Origin of the sequence: Exiguobacterium sp. s56 (assembly GCF_018618255.1) — a bacterium.
GTDB classification, from domain to species: Bacteria; Bacillota; Bacilli; order Exiguobacteriales; family Exiguobacteriaceae; genus Exiguobacterium; species Exiguobacterium chiriqhucha.
On the sequence record NZ_JACSLR010000004.1, the window covers coordinates 171,742 to 190,891 of the forward strand.

Here is a 19,150-nt window from a genome sequence, read left to right on the forward strand (position 1 = left end):
TTTTAATGTCTTCGTCCGGCGCGGATGATGAAGCGGTATTCTTCACTCTTGAAATACGTTTCTGTGAACTCAAACCGACTGCCATCCATAAGAAACGAATAGAGTTCGACTTTGAGTACGGGCGTTCGTTCACTCACTCCGAGCATCTCGGCAATCTCTTTTGTCGGGAGCACCGGGATGAACTCTTGGACGCTGTCCGCAATCTTGAACTGTTTGACTTCTTCGATATAGGCGTACTTCGATTGCGACATCACTTCGTACGTCAAGTCGGGGAACAGCTTTAGCGGCAAGTATGTGTCCTCGACGATGAGCGGTTCGCCGTCTGCGAATCGTTGGCGCCTCACGTAGAAGACGAGCTCGCCATCTTCGAGTTCGAGTGCCTCTCGCACTTTCTCACTCGGTGGCTGCAACGTGAAGGTGAGTACTTTGTTCGTCACTTCTTTCCCTTCTCGTTTCATGTCTTCCGTGAAGCTTTTTAATTCGTACATGTTGTGTTCAATCTTTTCGGACTGGACGTATGTGCCGCTGCCCTGTCGTTTCCATAAGAGACCTTCCTCTTGGAGCAATTTGACCGCCTGCCGGACAGTCACTCGACTGACGCTGAACTCTTCGACGAGTTGAGCCTCGGTCGGAATCGCCTCACCGGGCGCCCACGTGCCGGACTCGATAAACGTGCGCATTTTGTGGGCGACTTGTTGGTAGAGCGGTGATTTTGCTTTCATGACTGACCCTCCGATTTCGACCTGAATTCATACTTCTAGTATACACAAAGTAAAACGTTTTCAAAAATATTGTTGACGTTTAAAATAATATGTATTAAATTTGTATTGTAATCAATAAGATATGTATTCGAAAGGGGAACGCACACATGAAACAAGGACAACGCCTCGTCGTCGTCGGTGGCGGCAGCACGTACACAATCGGTATGATTATGAGCTTGATCGAAGAGAAGGCTCACTTCCCACTACGTTCAATCACGTTTTACGATACGGATGGTGAGCGCCAGGAGCGTGTCGCCAAAGCGACTGAAATCATCTTGCGTGAGCATTACCCAGAGCTCGAGCTGTTCGAGTATACGACGGACAAAGAATACGCCTTCCGCGACAAGGACTTCTTCTTCGTTCAAATTCGAACGGGCGGCCTGGAGATGCGCGAGAAAGATGAACAGATTCCGCTCCGTCACGGCGTGGTTGGACAAGAGACGTGTGGACCGGGTGGGATGTCGTACGGGATGCGGTCGATTGGGGACATGATTGATCTCGTCGCAGACATCCGCCAAGGCTCACCGGACGGTTGGATCTTAAATTATACGAACCCGGCCGCAATCGTCGCCGAGGCGTTGAAGCGTGCCTACCCGAATGACAAAAAGATTTTGAATATCTGTGATATGCCGGCCGCAATCATGGTGAGCTACGCGAAGATTCTCGGCAAAGAGATTTGGGATCTCGTGCCGGAATACTTCGGCCTCAACCACTTCGGTTGGTTCACAGGCATCTATGACAAAGAAGGCAATGAGTTGACGGAAGACATCAAGCGCGCCATCTTAGAGGACGGGTTCATCCCTGAAGACTCAGAGATCGCAAACGACCCATCTTGGATCAAGACGTTCAAGCAAGTCGAGAAGATGCTCACCGATTTCCCGGAATATTTGCCAAACACGTATCTTCAGTATTATTTGTATCCGTCCGACATGGCGGAGAAGGAAGACGTGGAGAACACGCGGGCCCGTCAAGTCATCAACGGCCGCCAGCAACGGGTCTTCTCGATGTGTGATCAAATCATCGCTGACGACTCACTTGAGAACGTGCATCTTGAAGTCGACATCCACGGTTGCTACATGATTCGTGTCGCAGCGTCACTCGCCTACAACAATGGCGACATCTTCATCGTCATGGTGAAGAACGACGGCATCATCGCTAACTTGCCGGATGATGCGATGGTCGAAGTGCCGGCGATGCTCACGAACCGTGGACCGAAGCCGTTCGCTGTCGGACACATTCCTCGCTTCTACAAAGGGATGATTGAAGGACAGCTCGCCTACGAACAGCTCGTCGTCGACGCCTATTTCGAGAACAGCTATGAAAAGGCACTCCAGGCACTCACGCTCAACCGGACCGTCGTCGATGCGCCGGTCGCCCGTCAAATCCTTGACGATTTGATTAACGAGAACGAAAACTATTGGCCGGCCCTCAAACAACGGGAGACGGTCGCACGCTAAAGACGAAGGGGAGTTATTCCCCTTTGTTCGTTTTGTGAATTGATAACGCTTACACATGAGGAGTGAATCAAATGAGTCAATGGTTCGGGGTATTTCAAAAATTCGGGAAGGCGCTCATGGTACCAGTCGCGCTCTTGCCGGCGGCCGGTATTTTACTTGGTCTCGGCGCGGCGCTAACAGGTCCGCTTGCATAAAGTTGGACGTTTTTACAGAACGGGACGGTCGAAGCGATCAGTGCCGGGATGCTTCAAATCGGGTTGAGTATCTTCGCCAACTTGCCAATCATCTTTGCGATTGGCGTCGCGGTTGGTCTGTCCGGCGGGTCGGGAATTGCGGCACTTGCCGCACTCGTCGGCTACGTCATCATGAACACGACGATTTCGATTGCCCTTGGGATCACACCGGAAATGGCGGCTGAGAGCGGGGAGTACGGCATGTTGCTCGGTATCCCGTCACTTGAGACGGGTGTGCTCGGTGGGATCGCGGTCGGCTTGCTTGCGGTCTGGGTGTATAAAAAATTCCACACGTTCAACCCGCCAGAGATGCTCGGCTTTTTCGCCGGAGATCGTTCGGTCGGTATCGTCATGGTATTCTTCTCCATCTTGCTCGGTTTCTTTATGATGCTCATTTGGCCGCCGATTCAGACCGGCCTCACAGCGATGGCGAACGTCATCGCGAGTGATGCGACGAATCCGGCTTACGTCGGGTTATACGGAATGCTCGAACGGTTATTGATTCCGACCGGATTACATCACATCTGGTACGCACCGTTCTTATGGACGTCACTTGGCGGCACGGCGACGGTTGGCGGTTCGATTGTGAGCGGGGACCAATATATTTTCCTCGCTCAAATCGCAGAAGGTGTCGACGTGACGGCCGGGCGCTTTATGGCCGGCAAGTTCCCGATCGTCATGTTCGGTCTTCTTGGAGCGGCGTTCGCCATGTACCGTCAGGCCGACCCGGACAAGCGTCCCGTCGTGCGTGGCCTCTTGCTCGCAGCGGCAGGGACGGCGTTCTTGACCGGGATCACCGAACCGATCGAGTTCACGTTCTTATTCATTGCACCACTTCTTTACGTCGTGCATAGTGTGTTGACAGGGGTGTCGTTTGCGCTCATGTACGCTCTTGACGCCCATATCGGCTGGGCCGGTGGCTCGGGATTGATTGACTATGTCTTGGTGAATGTGTTGCCAGGGACGCCGCGCTGGTGGATGAACCTCGTCGTTGGGGCCGGATTCTTCTTCGTCTATTACGGCATCTTCACGTTCGCGATTAAAAAATGGAACTTGGCGACGCCGGGCCGAGGGGGACAAGAGACGAAACTGTTTACCCGCAAAGACTACAATGAAAAGAAATCAGGAAAGACATCAATCCAAACGACGGCACTTGCCATTCAAGAGGCGCTCGGTGGCCGTGACAACATCATCGATATCGATGCCTGTTTCACACGTCTCCGTGTCGAATTGAAAGATGTGTCCCAAATCGATGAGGACGAGTTGAAGGCACTCGGGACAGCCGGGGTCGTGAAAGTGAAAAATAACATCCAGGCCATCTTTGGAGGACGCTCGGATTTGTACAAGAATGAGTTGCTCAAACTGCATAAAGAGATGGACCAAGCGAATTGAAAAAAGAGCTCAACCGATTTACGGTTGGGCTCTTTGTCCGAGATGAGAAGGTTAGTTCGTAACCGACGAGGCACGATAAAATTGAGCGCCTTTGATGAGTGTCGAAGCGACGAGACCGATAGCGAGCGGCAGCGTGATGATGCCAATCCCTTGCTCGGTGACGATCATGTTGCCTTCCTCATAATAGCCTTTCAAATAGAACAGCCCTGAACCGATCGTCTCGTTCAGTTCGAGCGTCGAGACGTTGAGGTACACCATGATAGCGAACAATGAGATGACACTGATTGAGACAAATAATTTTGAAAACGATAACTTGGTCATGCGAACGCTCCTTTTTATGTAGCAATATGGACTCATATTACCATATAAAGACAATTCTCACATGAGGCCAAACCATCGATTTAATCACCGATACAGGTCCCACAACCGCTCCGATTGCTCCCGCATCATCTCCCGCAGTTCAATCGGCTCGACGACCTCAACTTCCGCCCCGGCCGCTAGCAATTGCCGCGACAAGAACGGGAGCTCGGCTTCCGGCACGTCCCACTCATTCTTTTCGCTGATATCGGGTAATACGTCTTCAAGCAGACGACGGCCAAGCGAGGTGATGTTCAGCCGAACGGTCACGCCGCTTCGTTCGTCACTCGCCTCGAGGAGCGTCGCCAAATCGTCCGCTTCGAACGTCTCATCGAGGAGACGCATCGCTTCAATCCGGTCGATTCGATATTGGCGCAGCCCATACGCCGAGAGGCCATACACATACCATTTCAAATCAAGGAGCGCCATCCCGACCGGTGCGACGGTGAACGTGCGTGCTCCTTTCGTCGTCGCGTACGTCATCTCGATGTTCCGTCGTTGTTCGACTGCTTGAAACACGTCTTTCGTGAACGGAGCCGACGGAACGGTCTTGTTCCCGAGCCAGAGGATGTTCTTTTCGAGCCGAGCGATTTTCGTCTCGAGGTCGTGCGGCAATTCGTTCACGTACCAATCGGACAACGTGTCCCGCATGTCGCCGAACGGCACGTCTGGAATTTGTTCCATCCATTTGAGGGTGAGGTAGAGCGCGACCGCCTCCTGTTCCCGAAGCTGGAGCGGAGGCAACAACCGGTTCGGTAACATCTCATAGCCACCGCCTGTGCCGGGTACGCTCCAAATCGGATAGCCGAGTTCCTCGAGCGTCAGCATGTCGCGTTGAATCGTCCGGACCGAGGCGCCTGTCTCAAGAGCGAGTTCGTCCGCGGTGAACCGTCGACCCCGGTTCAATAGTCGAATCAACTGTATATGTCGTTTTTTCATATTATCCATTCCCGTCAAGTTTTGTCGTGTTTAACAAGTAAGCTGAATGTATCACGAATCAAGGAGGAATTCATCATGGCAAATGTCGTCTTATATATCGCGACAAGTTTGGATGGAAAGATTGCCCGTACGAACAACCAACTCGACTGGTTATTCGCGGTCGAGGGGGAAGGGGACAACGGCTACGCCGACTTCTTCCAAACGGTCGGCGCGGTCATCATGGGACGTAAGACGTACGAGGAAGTGCTCCGGCTCGAGGACAATCATTACCCGTACGCAAACATCCCGAACTATATTCTGACGCGGAACCCGGACCGAGAAGCCGAGCACGTCACATTCACTGACGAGCCGATTGAGCAGCTAATCGAACGGTTGAAACAAGACGTCGACGGGGACATTTGGCTCGTCGGGGGAGGCGAGGTCATCAAAGCCGCGATGGAGCATGACTTGATTGACAGCTATGAAATCGCGATCGCCCCGGTCGTATTAGGTGAAGGGATTCCACTCTTCCCGGAAGGCACGAAAGAGACGAAGTTGAAACTGACGAGTCAACGCACGTCCGGACAGTTCGTCATGGTGACGTACGAGCGATAAACGAAAGGCCGAGTTCACGATGAACTCGGCCTCTTCTTATACATACTTCCTTTGGAACGCGGAGATCGCTTCATACTCTTCCGCGAGATGACGAGAGAGCCGGATATAAATCGGCAGCAACTCCCGGTAAATCGTTGTCGCTTCATGATTTGGCGCATGCTCATGCGTCACTTGCGGCACGGCCGTGAAGTCGTCAATATCCCCGAACGCATACTCGCCGAGCATGACCGCCCCGAGACACGAGCTCTCATGACTCTCCGGCACGACGACCGGCGTATCGAAAATGTCGGCCATCATTTGGCGCCACAAACTCGATTGCGCGAAACCGCCCGTCGCATGAATCCGGTTCGGTGCGCCCGTCAACTCGTCGAGCGCCAACATGACCGTATACAAGTTGAAGATGACGCCTTCGAGCACGGCGCGGATGAAGTGCTCACGCTTATGGTGGATACTTAAGCCGAAGAACGAACCGCGTGCGTTCGAGTCCCAGAGCGGGGCCCGTTCACCCATCAAATACGGGTGGAATAACAGGCCGTCCGAGCCCGGTTTGACCGTCTCGGCGATGCGCGTCAATACGTCATACGCGTCCATGCCGAGCCGTTTCGCCGTCTCGACCTCGCTCGCCGCGAACTCGTCGCGGAGCCAGCGTAAGATGATGCCGCCGTTATTGACCGGCCCGCCGATGACCCAATGCTTGTCGGTCAAGGCGTAACAGAAGATGCGGCCTTTCGGGTCCTCGACCGGTTCCCGGAAGACCGTACGGATGGCACCGCTCGTCCCGATCGTGACGGCGACGACCCCTTGTTCGAACGCCCCGACGCCGAGATTCGACAGCACGCCGTCGCTCGCCCCGATGACGAGCGGGAAGTCCCAACCGAGCGTCTCGACGACATCCGATTTGAGCGTCAAGATCTCCGTCGTCGGCACGAGCTCGGACAGTTGCTCCGGTGTGACGCCGGCGACGGCGAGCGCTTCAACGTCCCAGTCATAGTTCTTCAAGTTGAACAGCCCGGTCGCCGAGGCGATCGAATGGTCGATGACGAAGCGACCGGTCAGGCGATAGAAGACATACTCTTTGATGGAGACGAACTTAACGGCCCGGGCGAACACGTCCGGATGCTCGGCTTTCAGCCAGCGTAGCTTCGACAGCGGCGCCATCGGATGGACCGGTGTGCCGGTGCGCATGTGGAGCGCGCTCGCATCGAACTCGCGTTTAATCTCTTGCGTATACGGGTTCGCCCGGCTGTCGGCCCACGTGATGCTGTGGGTGAGCGGGCGTCCGGACGCGTCAAGCGCGATCAAGCTATGCATCGCGGAGCTAAATGATGCGAAGCGGACCGGACCGTCGGCTTTGGCGCGGACGGCGGAGATCGCCTCGAGCACGGCCCCGTAGATGACGACCGGGTCTTGCTCGGCCGTCTCCGTGTCCGGGGTGAGGAGCGGGTACAGCACGTTATGTACCGCGAGTTGTTGCTGGTTATGGAACAGGACGGCTTTCGTGCTCGTCGTCCCGATATCGACGCCAATCGTGTACACACACATCACTTCCTAACTTAAATAATGAACAAGCTGATCAAGAAGACGACCGCGAAGCCGGTCAATCCGATAATCGTTTCCATGACGGTCCACGACTTGAGCGTGTCTTTCACGTCCAGCCCGAAGTAGCGGTTGACGAGCCAGAAGCCCGAGTCGTTGACGTGCGAGAGCACGGTCGCACCCGAGGCGATCGAGATGACGATCAGGCCGAGCGCAGCGCCGGTGATATTTTGAAGTTCGAGAAGCGGCGTGATGAGTCCTGCCGCCGTGACCATCGAGACGGTCGCCGACCCTTGGGCGACACGGACGACGGCCGCAATCAAGAAGGCGAGCACGATCGCCGGGAGTGCGGATCCGGCCATCATTTCACCGAGCACATCACCGACACCTGAATCGATCAACACTTGTTTGAATACGCCACCGGCACCGGTGACGAGGATGATGATCCCGGCCGGTTCGAGCGCTTTCGTCGCAATCTCTTGGACTTCGTCACGCGTATAGCCGCGGCGTGTGCCGAGGAAGATGAACGTGAGCAGCGTCGCGAGCGTCAAGGCGACGAACGGGTGACCCATGAACGTGAAGAACGTGCGGATGCCGTTGCCTTCTTCTAATAAGACGGCGGACAACGTGTTCGCGAGAATCAACACGAGCGGAATCGAGATGAGCGAGACAATCATCTTGAAGCTCGGCAGCTCTTTCGATGTGTCAATCTCTTCGAACTCCATATAGTCCGGGATGTTGACGTGAATCTTCTTGGCGATATACTTCGCAAAAATCGGTCCGGCGAGAATCGTCGCTGGAATCCCGGCGATGACCCCGAACAAGATGACCCAGCCGAGCTCGGCCCCAATCAAGTTGGCGACGGCGATCGGACCTGGCGTCGGCGGGATAAAGCTGTGCGTGACGGCAAGACCCGCGAGGAGCGGAATCCCGTAGTAGAGAAGCGAACGGCCCGTCCTTTTGGCGAGTCCGTAGACGATCGGCACGAGAATGATGAAACCGACGTCGAAGAAGACCGGGACGGCGACGATGAAGCCGGTGAGGGCGAGCGCCCATTGTGCCTTGTCCTCTCCAAACTTATTGACGAGCGTCTGGGCGAGGCGTTCCGCGCCACCCGACACTTCGAGCATCTTCCCGAACATGGCACCGAGACCGACGACGACGGCGACGAAGCCGAGCGTTCCGCCCATCCCGTTCTGAATCGAGGCGATGACGTCCGCGAGCGGCATACCGGCCGCGACCCCGACGAGCAAACTGACGAGGAGAAGTGAGACGAAGGCGTGGAGCTTCGTCCGCATGACTAAGAATAAGAGCAAGAAAATCCCTGCGACTGCGATTAAAATGAGTGTCGAACCCGACATATGTATTTCCCCCTTTATTGGTTGTGTAACCGTTTACAAATATTTACAAAGGAAAAGGCCACCCCTGACCTTTTCCTTGCGGTTATTTCTTGACGACCGCGTGGCCACCGAACTCGTTGCGGAGCGCTGCGACGACTTTGCCGGAGAACGTGTCGTCCTCGAGCGAGCGGTAGCGCATCATGAGCGACATGGCGATAACCGGAGCCGCTGCCTGTAGCTCGAGCGCCGTCTCGACCGTCCATTTTCCTTCCCCTGAGGAATGCATGACGCCGCGGATGTCGTCGAGCTTCGCGTCTTTCGAGAACGCGTTCTCGGTCAACTCCATCAACCATGAGCGGACGACTGAACCGTGGTTCCAGACGCGGGCGACTTGCTCGTAGTCGTAATCGAACGGGCTCTTCTCCAAGATGTCGAACCCTTCGGCGATCGCCTGCATCATCCCGTATTCGATGCCGTTGTGGATCATCTTCAAGAAGTGACCGCTGCCAGCTGGTCCTGTGTACAAGTAGCCATTCTCGACCGAGAGGTCCTTGAAGATCGGCTCGATCGTCGGCCAGGCGTCGGCGTCACCACCGACCATCGTGCAGGCGCCGTTGCGGGCACCTTCCGTGCCGCCGCTCGTCCCGCAGTCGAAGAAGGCGATGCCTTTGGCACTGAACTGTTCGGCGCGTGCGACCGATAACTTGTAGTTCGAGTTGCCGCCATCGATGACGATGTCACCCGGTTCGAGTTTTTCAAGCAGTTCTGCCAGTACGGCCTCAGTGATGTCACCGGCCGGCACCATCGCCCAGACGACGCGTGGTGTCTCGAGCGAGTTGACGACGTCCTCGAGCGTCGGCACGATCTCAAACTTCGATGTCGCCTCGACGTTCCCGGCGTCCGTCCCGACGACGTTGTGACCGTGGTCGCTCAAGTTGAGCGCCAAGTTGTATCCCATCTTGCCTAATCCAATCAAACCGATTTGCATATCGTCACCTCTAAATCGAATTTTTTTCCATCTCTCCACTATAATATCAAATTAAATTCGATTTACAAGTCGAATGTCGGAATTTTTTTCGAAAATATCACAAAAATGTCCCGACCTAACGAGTAGGCGGGACGAGGGTCAGACACTTTTCTTATACGGATACAGGAACGAGTCGAGCTCTTCGGCCGGCATCGGCTTGTTGTAATAGTAGCCTTGCGCCTGGTTGCAATCCTCGGCCTTGAGGAAGGCGACTTGCGCTTTCGTCTCGACACCTTCGGCGATGACGTTCAGCCCGAGCTCGTGCGCCATCCGGATGATCGTCTTGACGAGGGCAGCGTCCTTCGAATCCGTCTCGATGTTCTTCGTGAAGTGTTGGTCGATTTTCAGCGTGTCGATCGGGAACAGCTTCAAATAACTGAGCGACGAGTAGCCGGTGCCAAAGTCGTCAATCGACAAGTGGACGCCAAGGGCGACGAGTTCCTCCATCGTCTCGATGGCACTTTGCGCGCTCTGGATGACGGTCTCGGTCAACTCGAGCTCGAGGTATTCCGGTGCGAGCCCGCTCGCCTCGAGCGCCTGGCTGACAATGTCCGGCAAATCTTTTTGCGCGAACTGGAGCGCCGAGATGTTGACGGCGACGCGGAACGGTTCGACGCCCGCATCCTGCCACGCCTTGTTCTGCCGGCACGCCTCATTCAAGACGTACTCGCCGAGACGATGGATGCTGCCGGTCTCCTCGGCGATCGGGATGAACTCGGCCGGGGAAATCATGCCGAGCTCGGGATGTGTCCAACGCACGAGCGCCTCGACACCGATGAGCACCTCGGTCTCGAGATGCACTTGCGGCTGATAATGAATCGAGAACTCGCCGCGGCCGATGCCTTTCCGGAGCGCCATCGCGAGCTGTGACTTGCGCGCGACAGACTCGTTCATGTCTTTCGTGAAGAACTGGAAGCCGTTCTTGCCGTCCTCTTTCGCCCGATACATGGCGATGTCGGCATTCTTCAATAAGTCATCGGCCGTCCGCCCGTCGGACGGGTAGAGACTAATCCCAATCGAGAGGCTCGTGAACACGTCCTCACTTTCGAGCAAGAACGGTTGGTTCAACGCGTTCGTAATCTGTTGGGCGCGGTGGGCGGCTAAGTTGCTGCCGGTGTTCGGCGACAGGATGACGAACTCGTCCCCGCCGAGACGGGCGAGCGTGTCGCTCTTATTGATCGTCGTCAACAGCCGGTCCGTCACTTGGCGCAAGAAGACGTCGCCTGATGAGTGGCCGAATCGGTCGTTGATGACCTTGAAGTTGTCGAGATCGATATAAAACAACGAGAACGTCGACTCGCTACCTTGGGAAAGCAAGGCGTCGAGCCGGTCATTGAACAGACGTCGGTTCGGCAGGCCGGTCAACGTGTCCAAATAGACGAGGTCGTTGATTTGTTCTTCGATTTGTTTCCGTTCACTAATATCGCGGATGATGCTGCTAAAGAAGAGACCCGCCTCCGTCTCCCACGTCCCGAGCGACATTTCAAACGGGAACTCGGTCCCGTCTTTGCGCAAGCCGACGAGCTCGACCGTACGGCCGATGACGTTTGCTTCACGCGTCTCGCGATAGCGTTTCATGCCTTGTTCGTGTGCGACTTTGAAGCGCTCGGGCATGATGAGCGTGATCGATTCCCCGAGCACCTCGCTTGCCGTATATCCGAATAGGCGCTCGGCCCCGTGGTTCCATTGCACGATGCGACGTTCGGCATCCGCGACGATGATGGCATCGTTCGCCGACTCGATGACGGACTGGAACTTCGTTTCGAGTTCGATGGACTGACGCTCGAGTTGCTTCTCATTGCGAAGCGAGATCAGCATCAGCACGAACAGCGTCGTGACACTGCCACCAATCCAGAAGGCGAGGAGCGTGCTGTCCATCGAGAAGCCAGTCAGTACTTGTGGCGTCGCGAGCGGGGTGAATTCGGCCGCGCCCATGCCAATATAGTGCATCCCCGATACGGCGAGCCCAATCAACAGTGAACAGACGAGCTTCCGCCAGTGGAACCGTGACACGTCCGGGAGCGAGAACAAGAGATACAGTCCGACGAGCGAGGCAATGAACGCGACGACGGCCGATAACAGCCACATGACCGGGTCGTACGTCAATACAGCGTTCATCTGCATCGCTTCCATACCGACGTAATGCATCGACACAATGCCTATGCTGATGAAGACGGCGCTGACGACGAGGTCGCGCGGTCGTGCCGTCTGCAGGCTGACGATATAGAAGACGAACCCGGACGAGATGATGGCTGGAATGATCGAGGCGATGACGATACCGATATGATAGGATACGTCGGCCTCTAAATGGAATGCCAACATCCCGATGAAATGCATCGCCCAAATGCCGAGCCCGAGACTGAGGGCACCGGCGCTCACCCAACGGAGGCGCGAGACCCGTTCGGCATACTTGAGCCGACTGCTAATATCGAGCGAGACGAAGGCCGAGAAAACGGCGACGGCGATGGATAACAAGACGAGGGGAAGACTGTATGTAGTATGGAGATGGTGTTCGATGGGGACCAAACCTTTCTTTAATAAAGTCGGGACAAATGGACGAAAACGGACAGTTTTTCAAAAATGAGCTTTCCTAGCGTAGCATATTTGTCTTGACGTGAAGGGAATATTTTCCACGGTGGGTCAATAGTTTGGCACATTGTCCGATGGAACGGTCAGTCTTTGATTGCGGAATTTTTTTCGAAACGGTATCGTAAAAAGAAAAAGGGTGAGACATATGGAATCGATGAACGGCCTGGCCCGCATTCGTGGCGCCTATACGACACTCGGCAAGAAAGAGCAACGGATTGCCGATTATATCTTGAAGCAGCCTGAACGCATCATCCACCATACGATCAATCAAGTCGCCGACGACCTCGACGTCGCTGAGTCGACCGTGTTCCGTTTCTGTCAGCGCGTTGGCTTCAAAGGCTATCAGGCGCTGAAAATCGCGCTCGCCACCGATGTCGTCGCACCGCTCCAAGACATTCATGAGGACATCTCGCAAGAAGACACGCCACTTGAGATTGCGGAGAAAATCTTCACGTCGAACGTGAAGACGCTCGAGGCGACACGACAAATCTTGGACGGGGCCTCACTCGATAAGTCGGTGGCGCTACTGTTGTCGGCTCGCCGCATCGAATTCTTCGGGAGCGGGGGCTCGGCCGTCATCGCGCTCGACGCGTATCATAAGTTCGTCCGGAGCGGATTGTTTGTCACGGCGAATTTGGAATCGCATATGCAGCTCATGTCGGCGTCACAGCTGACGACCGACGACGTCGCCGTCCTCATCTCGCACTCGGGCGCCTCGAAAGACACGCTCGACGTCGCGAAAGTGTTGAACGAGCGCGGCGTCCCGACGATCGCCATCACAAACTATGCGAAGTCACCGCTCTCGAAACTGTGTGACGTCGCCCTCTATACCGTGTCGCAAGAGACGGAGTTCCGTTCCGAGGCGCTCGCCTCGCGCATCGCCGAGCTCAGCCTGATTGACGCTTTGTTCACCGTCGTCATGATGCGTCGCGGAGAAGAAGGCAGAGAATCGCTTCAAAAAATGCGCGAGGCTATCTCGCTTCGGCGCATGTGAAAAGGCTGACCCATTTTTGGGCCAGCCTTCTTTCATTTCCGTTTGATTTGGTCGGCGACTTTTTTGACAACTTTCTCGACACCACCCGGGGCATCCAAGTCATGATAGAGCGATTTGTCCGGAATTTCCATGACCGGCTTCTGGCCTTGCGGGGCCGGGTCGCTCAAATAGACGAAATCGCCGGCACCATCCGGCGCGCTGCCGGTCGCCCATTTGCCTTGGCTCGATTCATTGCCTTCCGACAAGTCCCAAAACTCGAGACCGTGTGGCTCAGCCTCTAACTCATCCTTGGCAGTGAAGGTTGCCGGTACGATGACGCCGTTCTTCTGTTCGAGCTCATCGATGGCCGCCATCCATTGATATTGGTGATAGCGATCACGGGCGAGCATCTTGCGGAACACTTTCCGGACCCCTTCGTCTTTCGTCATACGATACAGACGGGCGACTTGGAGTCGTCCTTGCGTCTCAGCATGCAAGTTCGAGCGCATGTCGGCGAGCAAGTTCCCACTCGCGACGATATACGACCCGTTCCACGGCACCCCGTTCGAGTTCGTCGGCAGTCCGCCGAGCCCGCTGACAATCAAATGCTGGGGGTTCATCCCGCCAAGGATGGCTGCCGTCGCCGGGTCTTTGGCCGCCTCGGCCTGGTCGTCCGGTGACGCCCCGTCGAGCAGTTGCGAGATGAGGGCACAGAGCATCTCGACGTGGCCAATTTCCTCGGTCCCGATGTCCATAAGCATGTCCTTATACTTCTCTTCCCCGCGACAGTTGAAGCCTTGGAACAAGTACTGCATCATGACAGTCATTTCCCCGAATTGACCACCGAGCACTTCTTGGATTTGACGGGCGAGCTGCGGATCCGGACGGTCGACGTTCACTTCGAACTGTAATTCCTTCTGATGGCGAAACATAGAACTCCTCCTTTGTTTGAACAACTGGTAAATGCACGACAAAGGTATAGTTCCACTATCAATATGTATAAAAACCTGGAATTTGAAAAAAATTTACATATACAAGTAGGGGTATGGGTATCGTCTAAGGGTTACAATTGATTAAATCGTGGAATTAGTAGTAACAGATTGATTTTCGTCTATACAGAGAGGAACGACAGCTATGAACAACCTTGAATTCTTGACGACCGAACACTACGACGTGTTCAAACAGTTGGCCCAGCGCCTCCATAATCCCGGCGACGTCAAGAAAGAGTATTTCTCCGCCCTATATGTGATTGCCGGGAATGAGCGAGTTCGGAATCTTCTGTTGCCGTACATGGACCTTGAGCAAGGGAAAATCAGCACGGCGACCATCATCGATGACAACACGTTCGAAAAGCAGGATTTCATCCTCGTCAAACTCGTCATCCATTTGTATAACAACAAAGAATGGGTGCTCCCGACCGAGCTGATTACGTTACCTGAACCGGATTACCAGCTCGCGATGCAGGCGATCACGCTCTGTCGCGATCAACAATTCGATGAGGTGGTCATCCCGAGCGACCAAGAGACCTGACCCAGGTCTCTTTTTTGTTTCTCGTTTCCAAATGAAGGGTAATTCATCCATGCATTCGAAATCGTTGGATTTTCCTGAAGGAGGGACACGCATGTTACAAGATTTTCCGAAATCGTATTGGCGCGATGTCGTCGTGAAGACGGTCAACCCGCTCAACGAAGATATTCAGACCGAGGTCGTCGTGGTCGGGGCCGGCATCGTCGGAGTTCTCACAGCCTTACAGTTGGTCGAACGTGGGAAGCAGGTCGTTTTAGTGGAAGCAGCCCGTTTCGCGACCGGTACGACCGGTTATACGACGGCTAAAGTCTCGGCCCAACATGGTGTCGTCTATACCGAACTGGTCAAATCGCTCGGGGAGGACAAGGCGCGGCTCTATTATGAGGCCAATATGGACGCGCTCCGTTTCCTTGAGGAGCAAGTCGACACGCTCGCCATCGACTGTGACCTCGAGCGCCAGCACGCCTACATGTACGCCCACTCGTCCTCGAGCTCGGCGAAACTGCTCGAGAAAGAAGAAGAGGCGTATGAACAACTCGGAATCGACGGCGGTGACGCCACGGACGAAGTGAATAGTCTCTTGCCATACGACGTCAAGAAGGCGACCGTCATGCGCGACCAGCTTCAATTCCATCCGGTCAAATACTTACAAGGGTTGATGGACCGCTTCCTCGAACTTGGCGGGACGCTCTATGAGATGACGCGGGTGACGGGAATCGAGTACGGGACGCCACATCGACTCGAGACGATCACAGGTCATTCGATCGAGGCGCAAGATGTCGTCGTCGCGACCCATTTCCCGTTCAACGACTTCAAAGGTCTCTATTTTGCGAAGATGGAAGTCGAGCGCTCGTACGTCGTCTCGGCCGAGGTCGAGACGTTCCCGGAAGGCATGTTCATCAGCGTCGATAAACCAAGCCGTTCACTGCGGCACGTCAAACTCGACAATGGCAAAAAGATGGCCATGTTCGGGGGCGAGAACCATTTGACGGGTCATAAGGAAGAGACGCTCGCCTGTTACGAGAAGCTCGGTGAGTTCGGGACCCGCCATTTCGGTGCCGAGACGTTCAGCCACCATTGGTCGGCCCAAGATTTGATCACGCTCGACAAAGTGCCGTACATCGGCCGAATGACGAACGATACGCCGCACGTCTTTGTCGCGACCGGATTCTCGAAATGGGGGATGAGCCAAGGGATCGTGGCGGCCCGACTCATTGCCGACTTGGTCACGAATCAACCGAACCGCTATGAGGAGCTGTATGATCCGACACGTTCGAAATGGAAGCTTGCGGACGCGGCCCGATTCATCAAGACGAATGCCGATGTGGCCAAAGAACTCGTCAAAGGAAAATTGAAGCCGACGGACAAACGAGTGGATGAGCTCGGTCTCGATGAAGGTGCCATCGTCAAACATAATGGCGAACACGTCGCTGCCTACCGGGATCCCGACGGACACGTCTCGATGGTCGGGTCGGCCTGTACGCATATGGGCTGTACGGTCAATTGGAACCAAGCCGAGCGCTCGTGGGACTGTCCGTGTCATGGCTCGCGCTTCAAACCGAACGGGGAAGTCATTGAAGGACCGGCCGTCAAATCCCTTCCGGACAAGGCATGAAATCAATTTGTAAATATTTCTAGAAAATCATGAAATCAAGTCATCACCGAAGCCGACTTGAGGTCCAGCATTTAACAGTCCACCTTTCCATTGTGATGGTTTGACTCTCATCATGTTCGTCCGATAATGATCGCTAAATTTTTCGTTTGAACGGGAGGACGAACGGAAACATGGTCCATGTACGAACGCCATCACGGGGAAAGGGGGAAACGTCGATGCAAGTGAATCATGGAAAGGCACTGAGTCTCAAATTGGGGGCGTTGCTTATCGTGTTTATCGCGGTCTTGACGCTCGGGTTTGATGTCCCATGGTACCACGCCGCTTGGATTTCGATTGCGGTCGGACTGATCGCCTATGGGGTGGGCGATATGTTCGTGTTGCGGAAGTTCGGAAATCTGATTGCGACTTTGGCCGACTTTGGTCTCGTTTTCTTCTTGACGTGGTTCTTCCTGTGGATTTTAGATTTCGATATCGGCACGGAGACGAGCTTCGTCTTGCTCGCGCTTTACACGGCTCTTGTGACCGCCGTCGTCGAGTTTATCTTCCACGGATGGCTGCTCAAGCATAAACGAGAAGAGGCGCATGTCCATTCGACACGATGAAAAGGAGGAAGGAAGATGGCTAAAAACAAACTCGCGATTCATGAGGTGCTAGAGATTCATGAGATGTTGACCTTGAAACAAGCAGGGCTTGTCAAAGGGTATGTGAGCGAACCGCTCATCAAGGACGAGAAGCTTCAGAAGATCGCCCGGAAGCATTTGAAGAACAGCGAACAAGCGATCAGTGAACTGAAACAATTGTTGCCGAATAAGGCGTAAGGAGGGGACACATATGGGAATCACCGAAAACTTGAAACGTGCCAGTAAGCAACGAGACGAATTGATTGCGACCGATTTACTCATCACGGCGAAGTCGGCCGTTCGGGCCTATGCGGTGGCTGTGACCGAGACGGCGTCACCGGAAGTCCGGAAAGTGCTCATCCAGCAATTGAATCAAGCGATTGAAGACCATGCCGAGATTGCCGACTATATGATTAAAAACGACATGTATATGGCGTACGATATCGAAAAGCAGTTAAAGCACGACAAAGAAAAAGTCGACAAAGCGAGCAAATTGATCAAGAAGTGATGGCCGACGGAAACGTCGGTCTTTTTTCGTTTCAGGAATGGTGGCCCGTGGTATCGGATAAGGACTATACGTGAGGGAGGAGACACTCATGTCTGTAAATACGACGATGCTCGCCATCGTGCTCGTCCTGATGGTGTCGATGATTGCCGCCCCGTTCCTGTTCGTCTTCTATTTATGGCGCAAGGACCGCCATCAGCGTGAGCACTCCGTCCTCCGCAACTTCCCGATTCTCGGCAAGGTACGCTACATCTTGGAGAAGGTCGGGCAAGAGATGCGCCAATACTTGTTCTTGAACGACAACGAGGCGAAACCGTTCTCGCGAAACGACTATGAGGCGGCCGTTATTTCCGGGAAATATAAGTCGCGCATTATCGGGTTCGGTTCGGAGCGAGACTTCGAGCGGGGCGGGTTCTATCTGCAGAATGTGCTCTATCCGACGAACCGGAACGAGCTCCGCATCGATAACAGCGAGACCGTGACGACGCATCTCTATCAAGTCGAGGAGGACAACCTGTTCACGCGGAAAGAGCGGATTGTCGAACGCGAGGTCGGCCCATACTTGTTGACGGAAGAGGACAGCATCGTCATCGGGAAGGCGACGTGTCGGGAGCCGTTCCATGTCCGCGGTCTCGTCGGTCAGTCGGCGATGAGTTTCGGTTCGCTCGGCGAGAACGCCATCACGGCGCTGTCGATCGGACTCGGTCGGGCCAAAGGGACGTGGATGAACACCGGCGAGGGCGGTCTGTCGGACCATCATTTGAAAGGTGGGGTCGACCTCATCTGTCAAATCGGGCCGGCGCTGTTCGGCGTCCGGACCGAGGACGGGTCGTTCTCGGACGCGGCGTTCAAAACGAAGAGTGAGATTCCGCAAGTGCGTGCCTTTGAGTTGAAGCTCGCCCAAGGTGCGAAGACGAGGGGTGGCCATATCGATGGCGCGAAAGTGACGGAAGAAATCGCCCGTATCCGGAACGTCAAGGTCGGCGTGACGATTGACAGCCCGAACCGGTTCTCGGAATTCAAGACGGACAAGGAACTGCTCAGCTTCATCGAGCGGCTGCGCGACATCGTCGGCAAACCCGTCGGCATCAAGCTCGTCGTCGGGCGCCTCGCAGACGTCGAGGCGCTCGTTCAAGAGATGGCGTCATCCGGGAAACACCCCGACTTCGTCACGATCGACGGCGGGGAAGGTGGGACCGGGGCGACGTACCAAGAGCTTGCCGATTCGGTCGGACTGCCGTTGAAGGCGGCACTCCCGTATGTGCATCAACTACTGATGCAATATGGGATTCGTGACCGTATCACCTTGTTCGCTTCCGGCAAGCTCGTCACGGCAGACAAAATCGCCGTCGCGCTCGCGCTCGGGGCCGACTGCGTCAATATCGCCCGGGGCCTCATGTTCAACGTCGGCTGCATCCAGGCGCAAGTGTGCCATACGAACCGATGCCCGGTCGGCGTGGCGACCACCGACCCGAAACTGCAGCACGCCCTCGTCGTCGACGAGAAAAGTTACCGCGTGACGAACTATATCATCTCGCTCCGCGAAGGGCTCTATAACATGACGGCCGCGGCCGGCCTCGATACGCCGACGAAGCTGTCGCTCGAGCATGTCGCTTACAAGTATCCCGACGGTCGGGTGAAGCGGGGCGAGGAATTATTCGATGGACAGGCGAAAGACGGATGAC

Annotated in this window: 19 protein-coding genes; 11 read left to right on the forward strand and 8 right to left on the reverse strand. The window is 55.1% G+C overall.

The window, feature by feature from the left end; genetic code table 11:
- Positions 1–2 precede the first annotated feature (2 nt).
- A complete protein-coding gene (locus tag KNP71_RS06275) occupies positions 3–722 on the reverse strand; it encodes a GntR family transcriptional regulator (protein ID WP_029594765.1) in 720 nt (239 codons plus the stop codon).
- A gap of 146 nt (positions 723–868) precedes the next feature.
- Between KNP71_RS06275 and KNP71_RS06280 the strand changes: the two genes are divergently transcribed.
- The 3 genes from KNP71_RS06280 (at position 869) to KNP71_RS06285 (ending at position 3,843) form a co-directional block, all read left to right on the forward strand.
- Entirely contained in the window at positions 869–2,218 is a 1,350-nt protein-coding gene (locus tag KNP71_RS06280) for a 6-phospho-alpha-glucosidase (protein WP_034779088.1), read from the forward strand.
- A 71-nt stretch (positions 2,219–2,289) separates the two neighbouring features.
- Positions 2,290–2,412: a hypothetical protein gene (locus tag KNP71_RS15935; RefSeq protein WP_285801278.1), complete on the forward strand. Its 123-nt coding sequence runs from the start codon at positions 2,290–2,292 to the stop codon at positions 2,410–2,412.
- A 48-nt stretch (positions 2,413–2,460) separates the two neighbouring features.
- Complete coding sequence (locus KNP71_RS06285) at positions 2,461–3,843, forward strand: PTS transporter subunit EIIC (protein ID WP_251132761.1); 1,383 nt, start codon at positions 2,461–2,463, stop codon at positions 3,841–3,843.
- Positions 3,844–3,894: 51 nt separating this feature from the next.
- Here KNP71_RS06285 and KNP71_RS06290 read toward each other — a convergent pair whose 3' ends face one another.
- Together KNP71_RS06290 and KNP71_RS06295 are read right to left on the reverse strand one after the other, a co-directional pair.
- Entirely contained in the window at positions 3,895–4,164 is a 270-nt protein-coding gene (locus KNP71_RS06290) for a hypothetical protein (protein WP_214830310.1), read from the reverse strand.
- Between the two features lie 84 nt (positions 4,165–4,248).
- Complete coding sequence (locus KNP71_RS06295) at positions 4,249–5,139, reverse strand: helix-turn-helix transcriptional regulator (RefSeq protein ID WP_251132762.1); 891 nt, start codon at positions 5,137–5,139, stop codon at positions 4,249–4,251.
- A gap of 75 nt (positions 5,140–5,214) precedes the next feature.
- On the opposite strand from KNP71_RS06295, the gene KNP71_RS06300 reads away from it, so the two are divergent.
- A complete protein-coding gene (locus tag KNP71_RS06300) occupies positions 5,215–5,733 on the forward strand; it encodes a dihydrofolate reductase family protein (protein ID WP_214830312.1) in 519 nt (172 codons plus the stop codon).
- A 36-nt stretch (positions 5,734–5,769) separates the two neighbouring features.
- On the opposite strand, the gene gntK is transcribed toward KNP71_RS06300, so the two are convergent.
- The 4 genes from gntK to KNP71_RS06320 all read right to left on the reverse strand — a co-directional run bounded on the left by gntK (position 5,770) and on the right by KNP71_RS06320 (position 12,162).
- Positions 5,770–7,269, reverse strand: coding sequence for a gluconokinase (gene gntK, locus KNP71_RS06305; protein WP_483299383.1), 1,500 nt, complete (start codon positions 7,267–7,269; stop codon positions 5,770–5,772).
- 17 nt (positions 7,270–7,286) lie between these two features.
- Complete coding sequence (locus tag KNP71_RS06310) at positions 7,287–8,630, reverse strand: GntT/GntP/DsdX family permease (RefSeq protein ID WP_214830315.1); 1,344 nt, start codon at positions 8,628–8,630, stop codon at positions 7,287–7,289.
- Between the two features lie 82 nt (positions 8,631–8,712).
- Positions 8,713–9,597, reverse strand: coding sequence for a phosphogluconate dehydrogenase (NAD(+)-dependent, decarboxylating) (gene gnd, locus KNP71_RS06315; protein WP_021066251.1), 885 nt, complete (start codon positions 9,595–9,597; stop codon positions 8,713–8,715).
- Between the two features lie 138 nt (positions 9,598–9,735).
- Entirely contained in the window at positions 9,736–12,162 is a 2,427-nt protein-coding gene (locus tag KNP71_RS06320; protein WP_214830317.1) for an EAL domain-containing protein, read from the reverse strand.
- Positions 12,163–12,370: 208 nt separating this feature from the next.
- Between KNP71_RS06320 and KNP71_RS06325 the strand changes: the two genes are divergently transcribed.
- Entirely contained in the window at positions 12,371–13,219 is an 849-nt protein-coding gene (locus KNP71_RS06325) for a MurR/RpiR family transcriptional regulator (protein ID WP_029594780.1), read from the forward strand.
- A 32-nt stretch (positions 13,220–13,251) separates the two neighbouring features.
- Here KNP71_RS06325 and KNP71_RS06330 read toward each other — a convergent pair whose 3' ends face one another.
- Complete coding sequence (locus KNP71_RS06330) at positions 13,252–14,130, reverse strand: manganese catalase (RefSeq protein ID WP_058764654.1); 879 nt, start codon at positions 14,128–14,130, stop codon at positions 13,252–13,254.
- A gap of 202 nt (positions 14,131–14,332) precedes the next feature.
- Here KNP71_RS06330 and KNP71_RS06335 point away from each other — a divergent pair, with 202 nt between their 5' ends.
- The 6 genes from KNP71_RS06335 to KNP71_RS06360 all read left to right on the forward strand — a co-directional run bounded on the left by KNP71_RS06335 (position 14,333) and on the right by KNP71_RS06360 (position 19,149).
- Positions 14,333–14,728 carry a hypothetical protein gene (locus KNP71_RS06335; protein ID WP_058764652.1) on the forward strand — a complete coding sequence of 132 codons (396 nt, stop codon included), beginning with the start codon at positions 14,333–14,335 and terminating at the stop codon, positions 14,726–14,728.
- Positions 14,729–14,819: 91 nt separating this feature from the next.
- The gene (locus tag KNP71_RS06340) at positions 14,820–16,340 is read left to right on the forward strand and encodes an FAD-dependent oxidoreductase (RefSeq protein WP_214830319.1); all 1,521 of its coding nucleotides are present in this window, start codon (positions 14,820–14,822) and stop codon (positions 16,338–16,340) included.
- Positions 16,341–16,555: 215 nt separating this feature from the next.
- On the forward strand, positions 16,556–16,942 hold the full coding sequence (locus tag KNP71_RS06345) for a DUF2512 family protein (RefSeq protein WP_058764648.1): 387 nt from the start codon (positions 16,556–16,558) through the stop codon (positions 16,940–16,942).
- Between the two features lie 15 nt (positions 16,943–16,957).
- Complete coding sequence (locus KNP71_RS06350) at positions 16,958–17,158, forward strand: spore coat protein (protein ID WP_214830321.1); 201 nt, start codon at positions 16,958–16,960, stop codon at positions 17,156–17,158.
- A 13-nt stretch (positions 17,159–17,171) separates the two neighbouring features.
- On the forward strand, positions 17,172–17,468 hold the full coding sequence (locus KNP71_RS06355) for a spore coat protein (RefSeq protein ID WP_058764647.1): 297 nt from the start codon (positions 17,172–17,174) through the stop codon (positions 17,466–17,468).
- A gap of 88 nt (positions 17,469–17,556) precedes the next feature.
- Positions 17,557–19,149 carry an FMN-binding glutamate synthase family protein gene (locus KNP71_RS06360; protein ID WP_214830323.1) on the forward strand — a complete coding sequence of 531 codons (1,593 nt, stop codon included), beginning with the start codon at positions 17,557–17,559 and terminating at the stop codon, positions 19,147–19,149.
- Position 19,150 lies beyond the last annotated feature (1 nt).

Coding starts and splice junctions, on each gene's coding strand:
- KNP71_RS06275 (WP_029594765.1), bottom strand. CDS start 722: ATGAAAGCAAAATCACCGCTCTACCAACAAGTCGCCCACAAAATGCGC.
- KNP71_RS06280 (WP_034779088.1), top strand. CDS start 869: ATGAAACAAGGACAACGCCTCGTCGTCGTCGGTGGCGGCAGCACGTAC.
- KNP71_RS15935 (WP_285801278.1), top strand. CDS start 2,290: ATGAGTCAATGGTTCGGGGTATTTCAAAAATTCGGGAAGGCGCTCATG.
- KNP71_RS06285 (WP_251132761.1), top strand. CDS start 2,461: ATGCTTCAAATCGGGTTGAGTATCTTCGCCAACTTGCCAATCATCTTT.
- KNP71_RS06290 (WP_214830310.1), bottom strand. CDS start 4,164: ATGACCAAGTTATCGTTTTCAAAATTATTTGTCTCAATCAGTGTCATC.
- KNP71_RS06295 (WP_251132762.1), bottom strand. CDS start 5,139: ATGAAAAAACGACATATACAGTTGATTCGACTATTGAACCGGGGTCGA.
- KNP71_RS06300 (WP_214830312.1), top strand. CDS start 5,215: ATGGCAAATGTCGTCTTATATATCGCGACAAGTTTGGATGGAAAGATT.
- KNP71_RS06310 (WP_214830315.1), bottom strand. CDS start 8,630: ATGTCGGGTTCGACACTCATTTTAATCGCAGTCGCAGGGATTTTCTTG.
- gnd (WP_021066251.1), bottom strand. CDS start 9,597: ATGCAAATCGGTTTGATTGGATTAGGCAAGATGGGATACAACTTGGCG.
- KNP71_RS06325 (WP_029594780.1), top strand. CDS start 12,371: ATGGAATCGATGAACGGCCTGGCCCGCATTCGTGGCGCCTATACGACA.
- KNP71_RS06330 (WP_058764654.1), bottom strand. CDS start 14,130: ATGTTTCGCCATCAGAAGGAATTACAGTTCGAAGTGAACGTCGACCGT.
- KNP71_RS06335 (WP_058764652.1), top strand. CDS start 14,333: ATGAACAACCTTGAATTCTTGACGACCGAACACTACGACGTGTTCAAA.
- KNP71_RS06340 (WP_214830319.1), top strand. CDS start 14,820: ATGTTACAAGATTTTCCGAAATCGTATTGGCGCGATGTCGTCGTGAAG.
- KNP71_RS06345 (WP_058764648.1), top strand. CDS start 16,556: ATGCAAGTGAATCATGGAAAGGCACTGAGTCTCAAATTGGGGGCGTTG.
- KNP71_RS06350 (WP_214830321.1), top strand. CDS start 16,958: ATGGCTAAAAACAAACTCGCGATTCATGAGGTGCTAGAGATTCATGAG.
- KNP71_RS06355 (WP_058764647.1), top strand. CDS start 17,172: ATGGGAATCACCGAAAACTTGAAACGTGCCAGTAAGCAACGAGACGAA.
- KNP71_RS06360 (WP_214830323.1), top strand. CDS start 17,557: ATGTCTGTAAATACGACGATGCTCGCCATCGTGCTCGTCCTGATGGTG.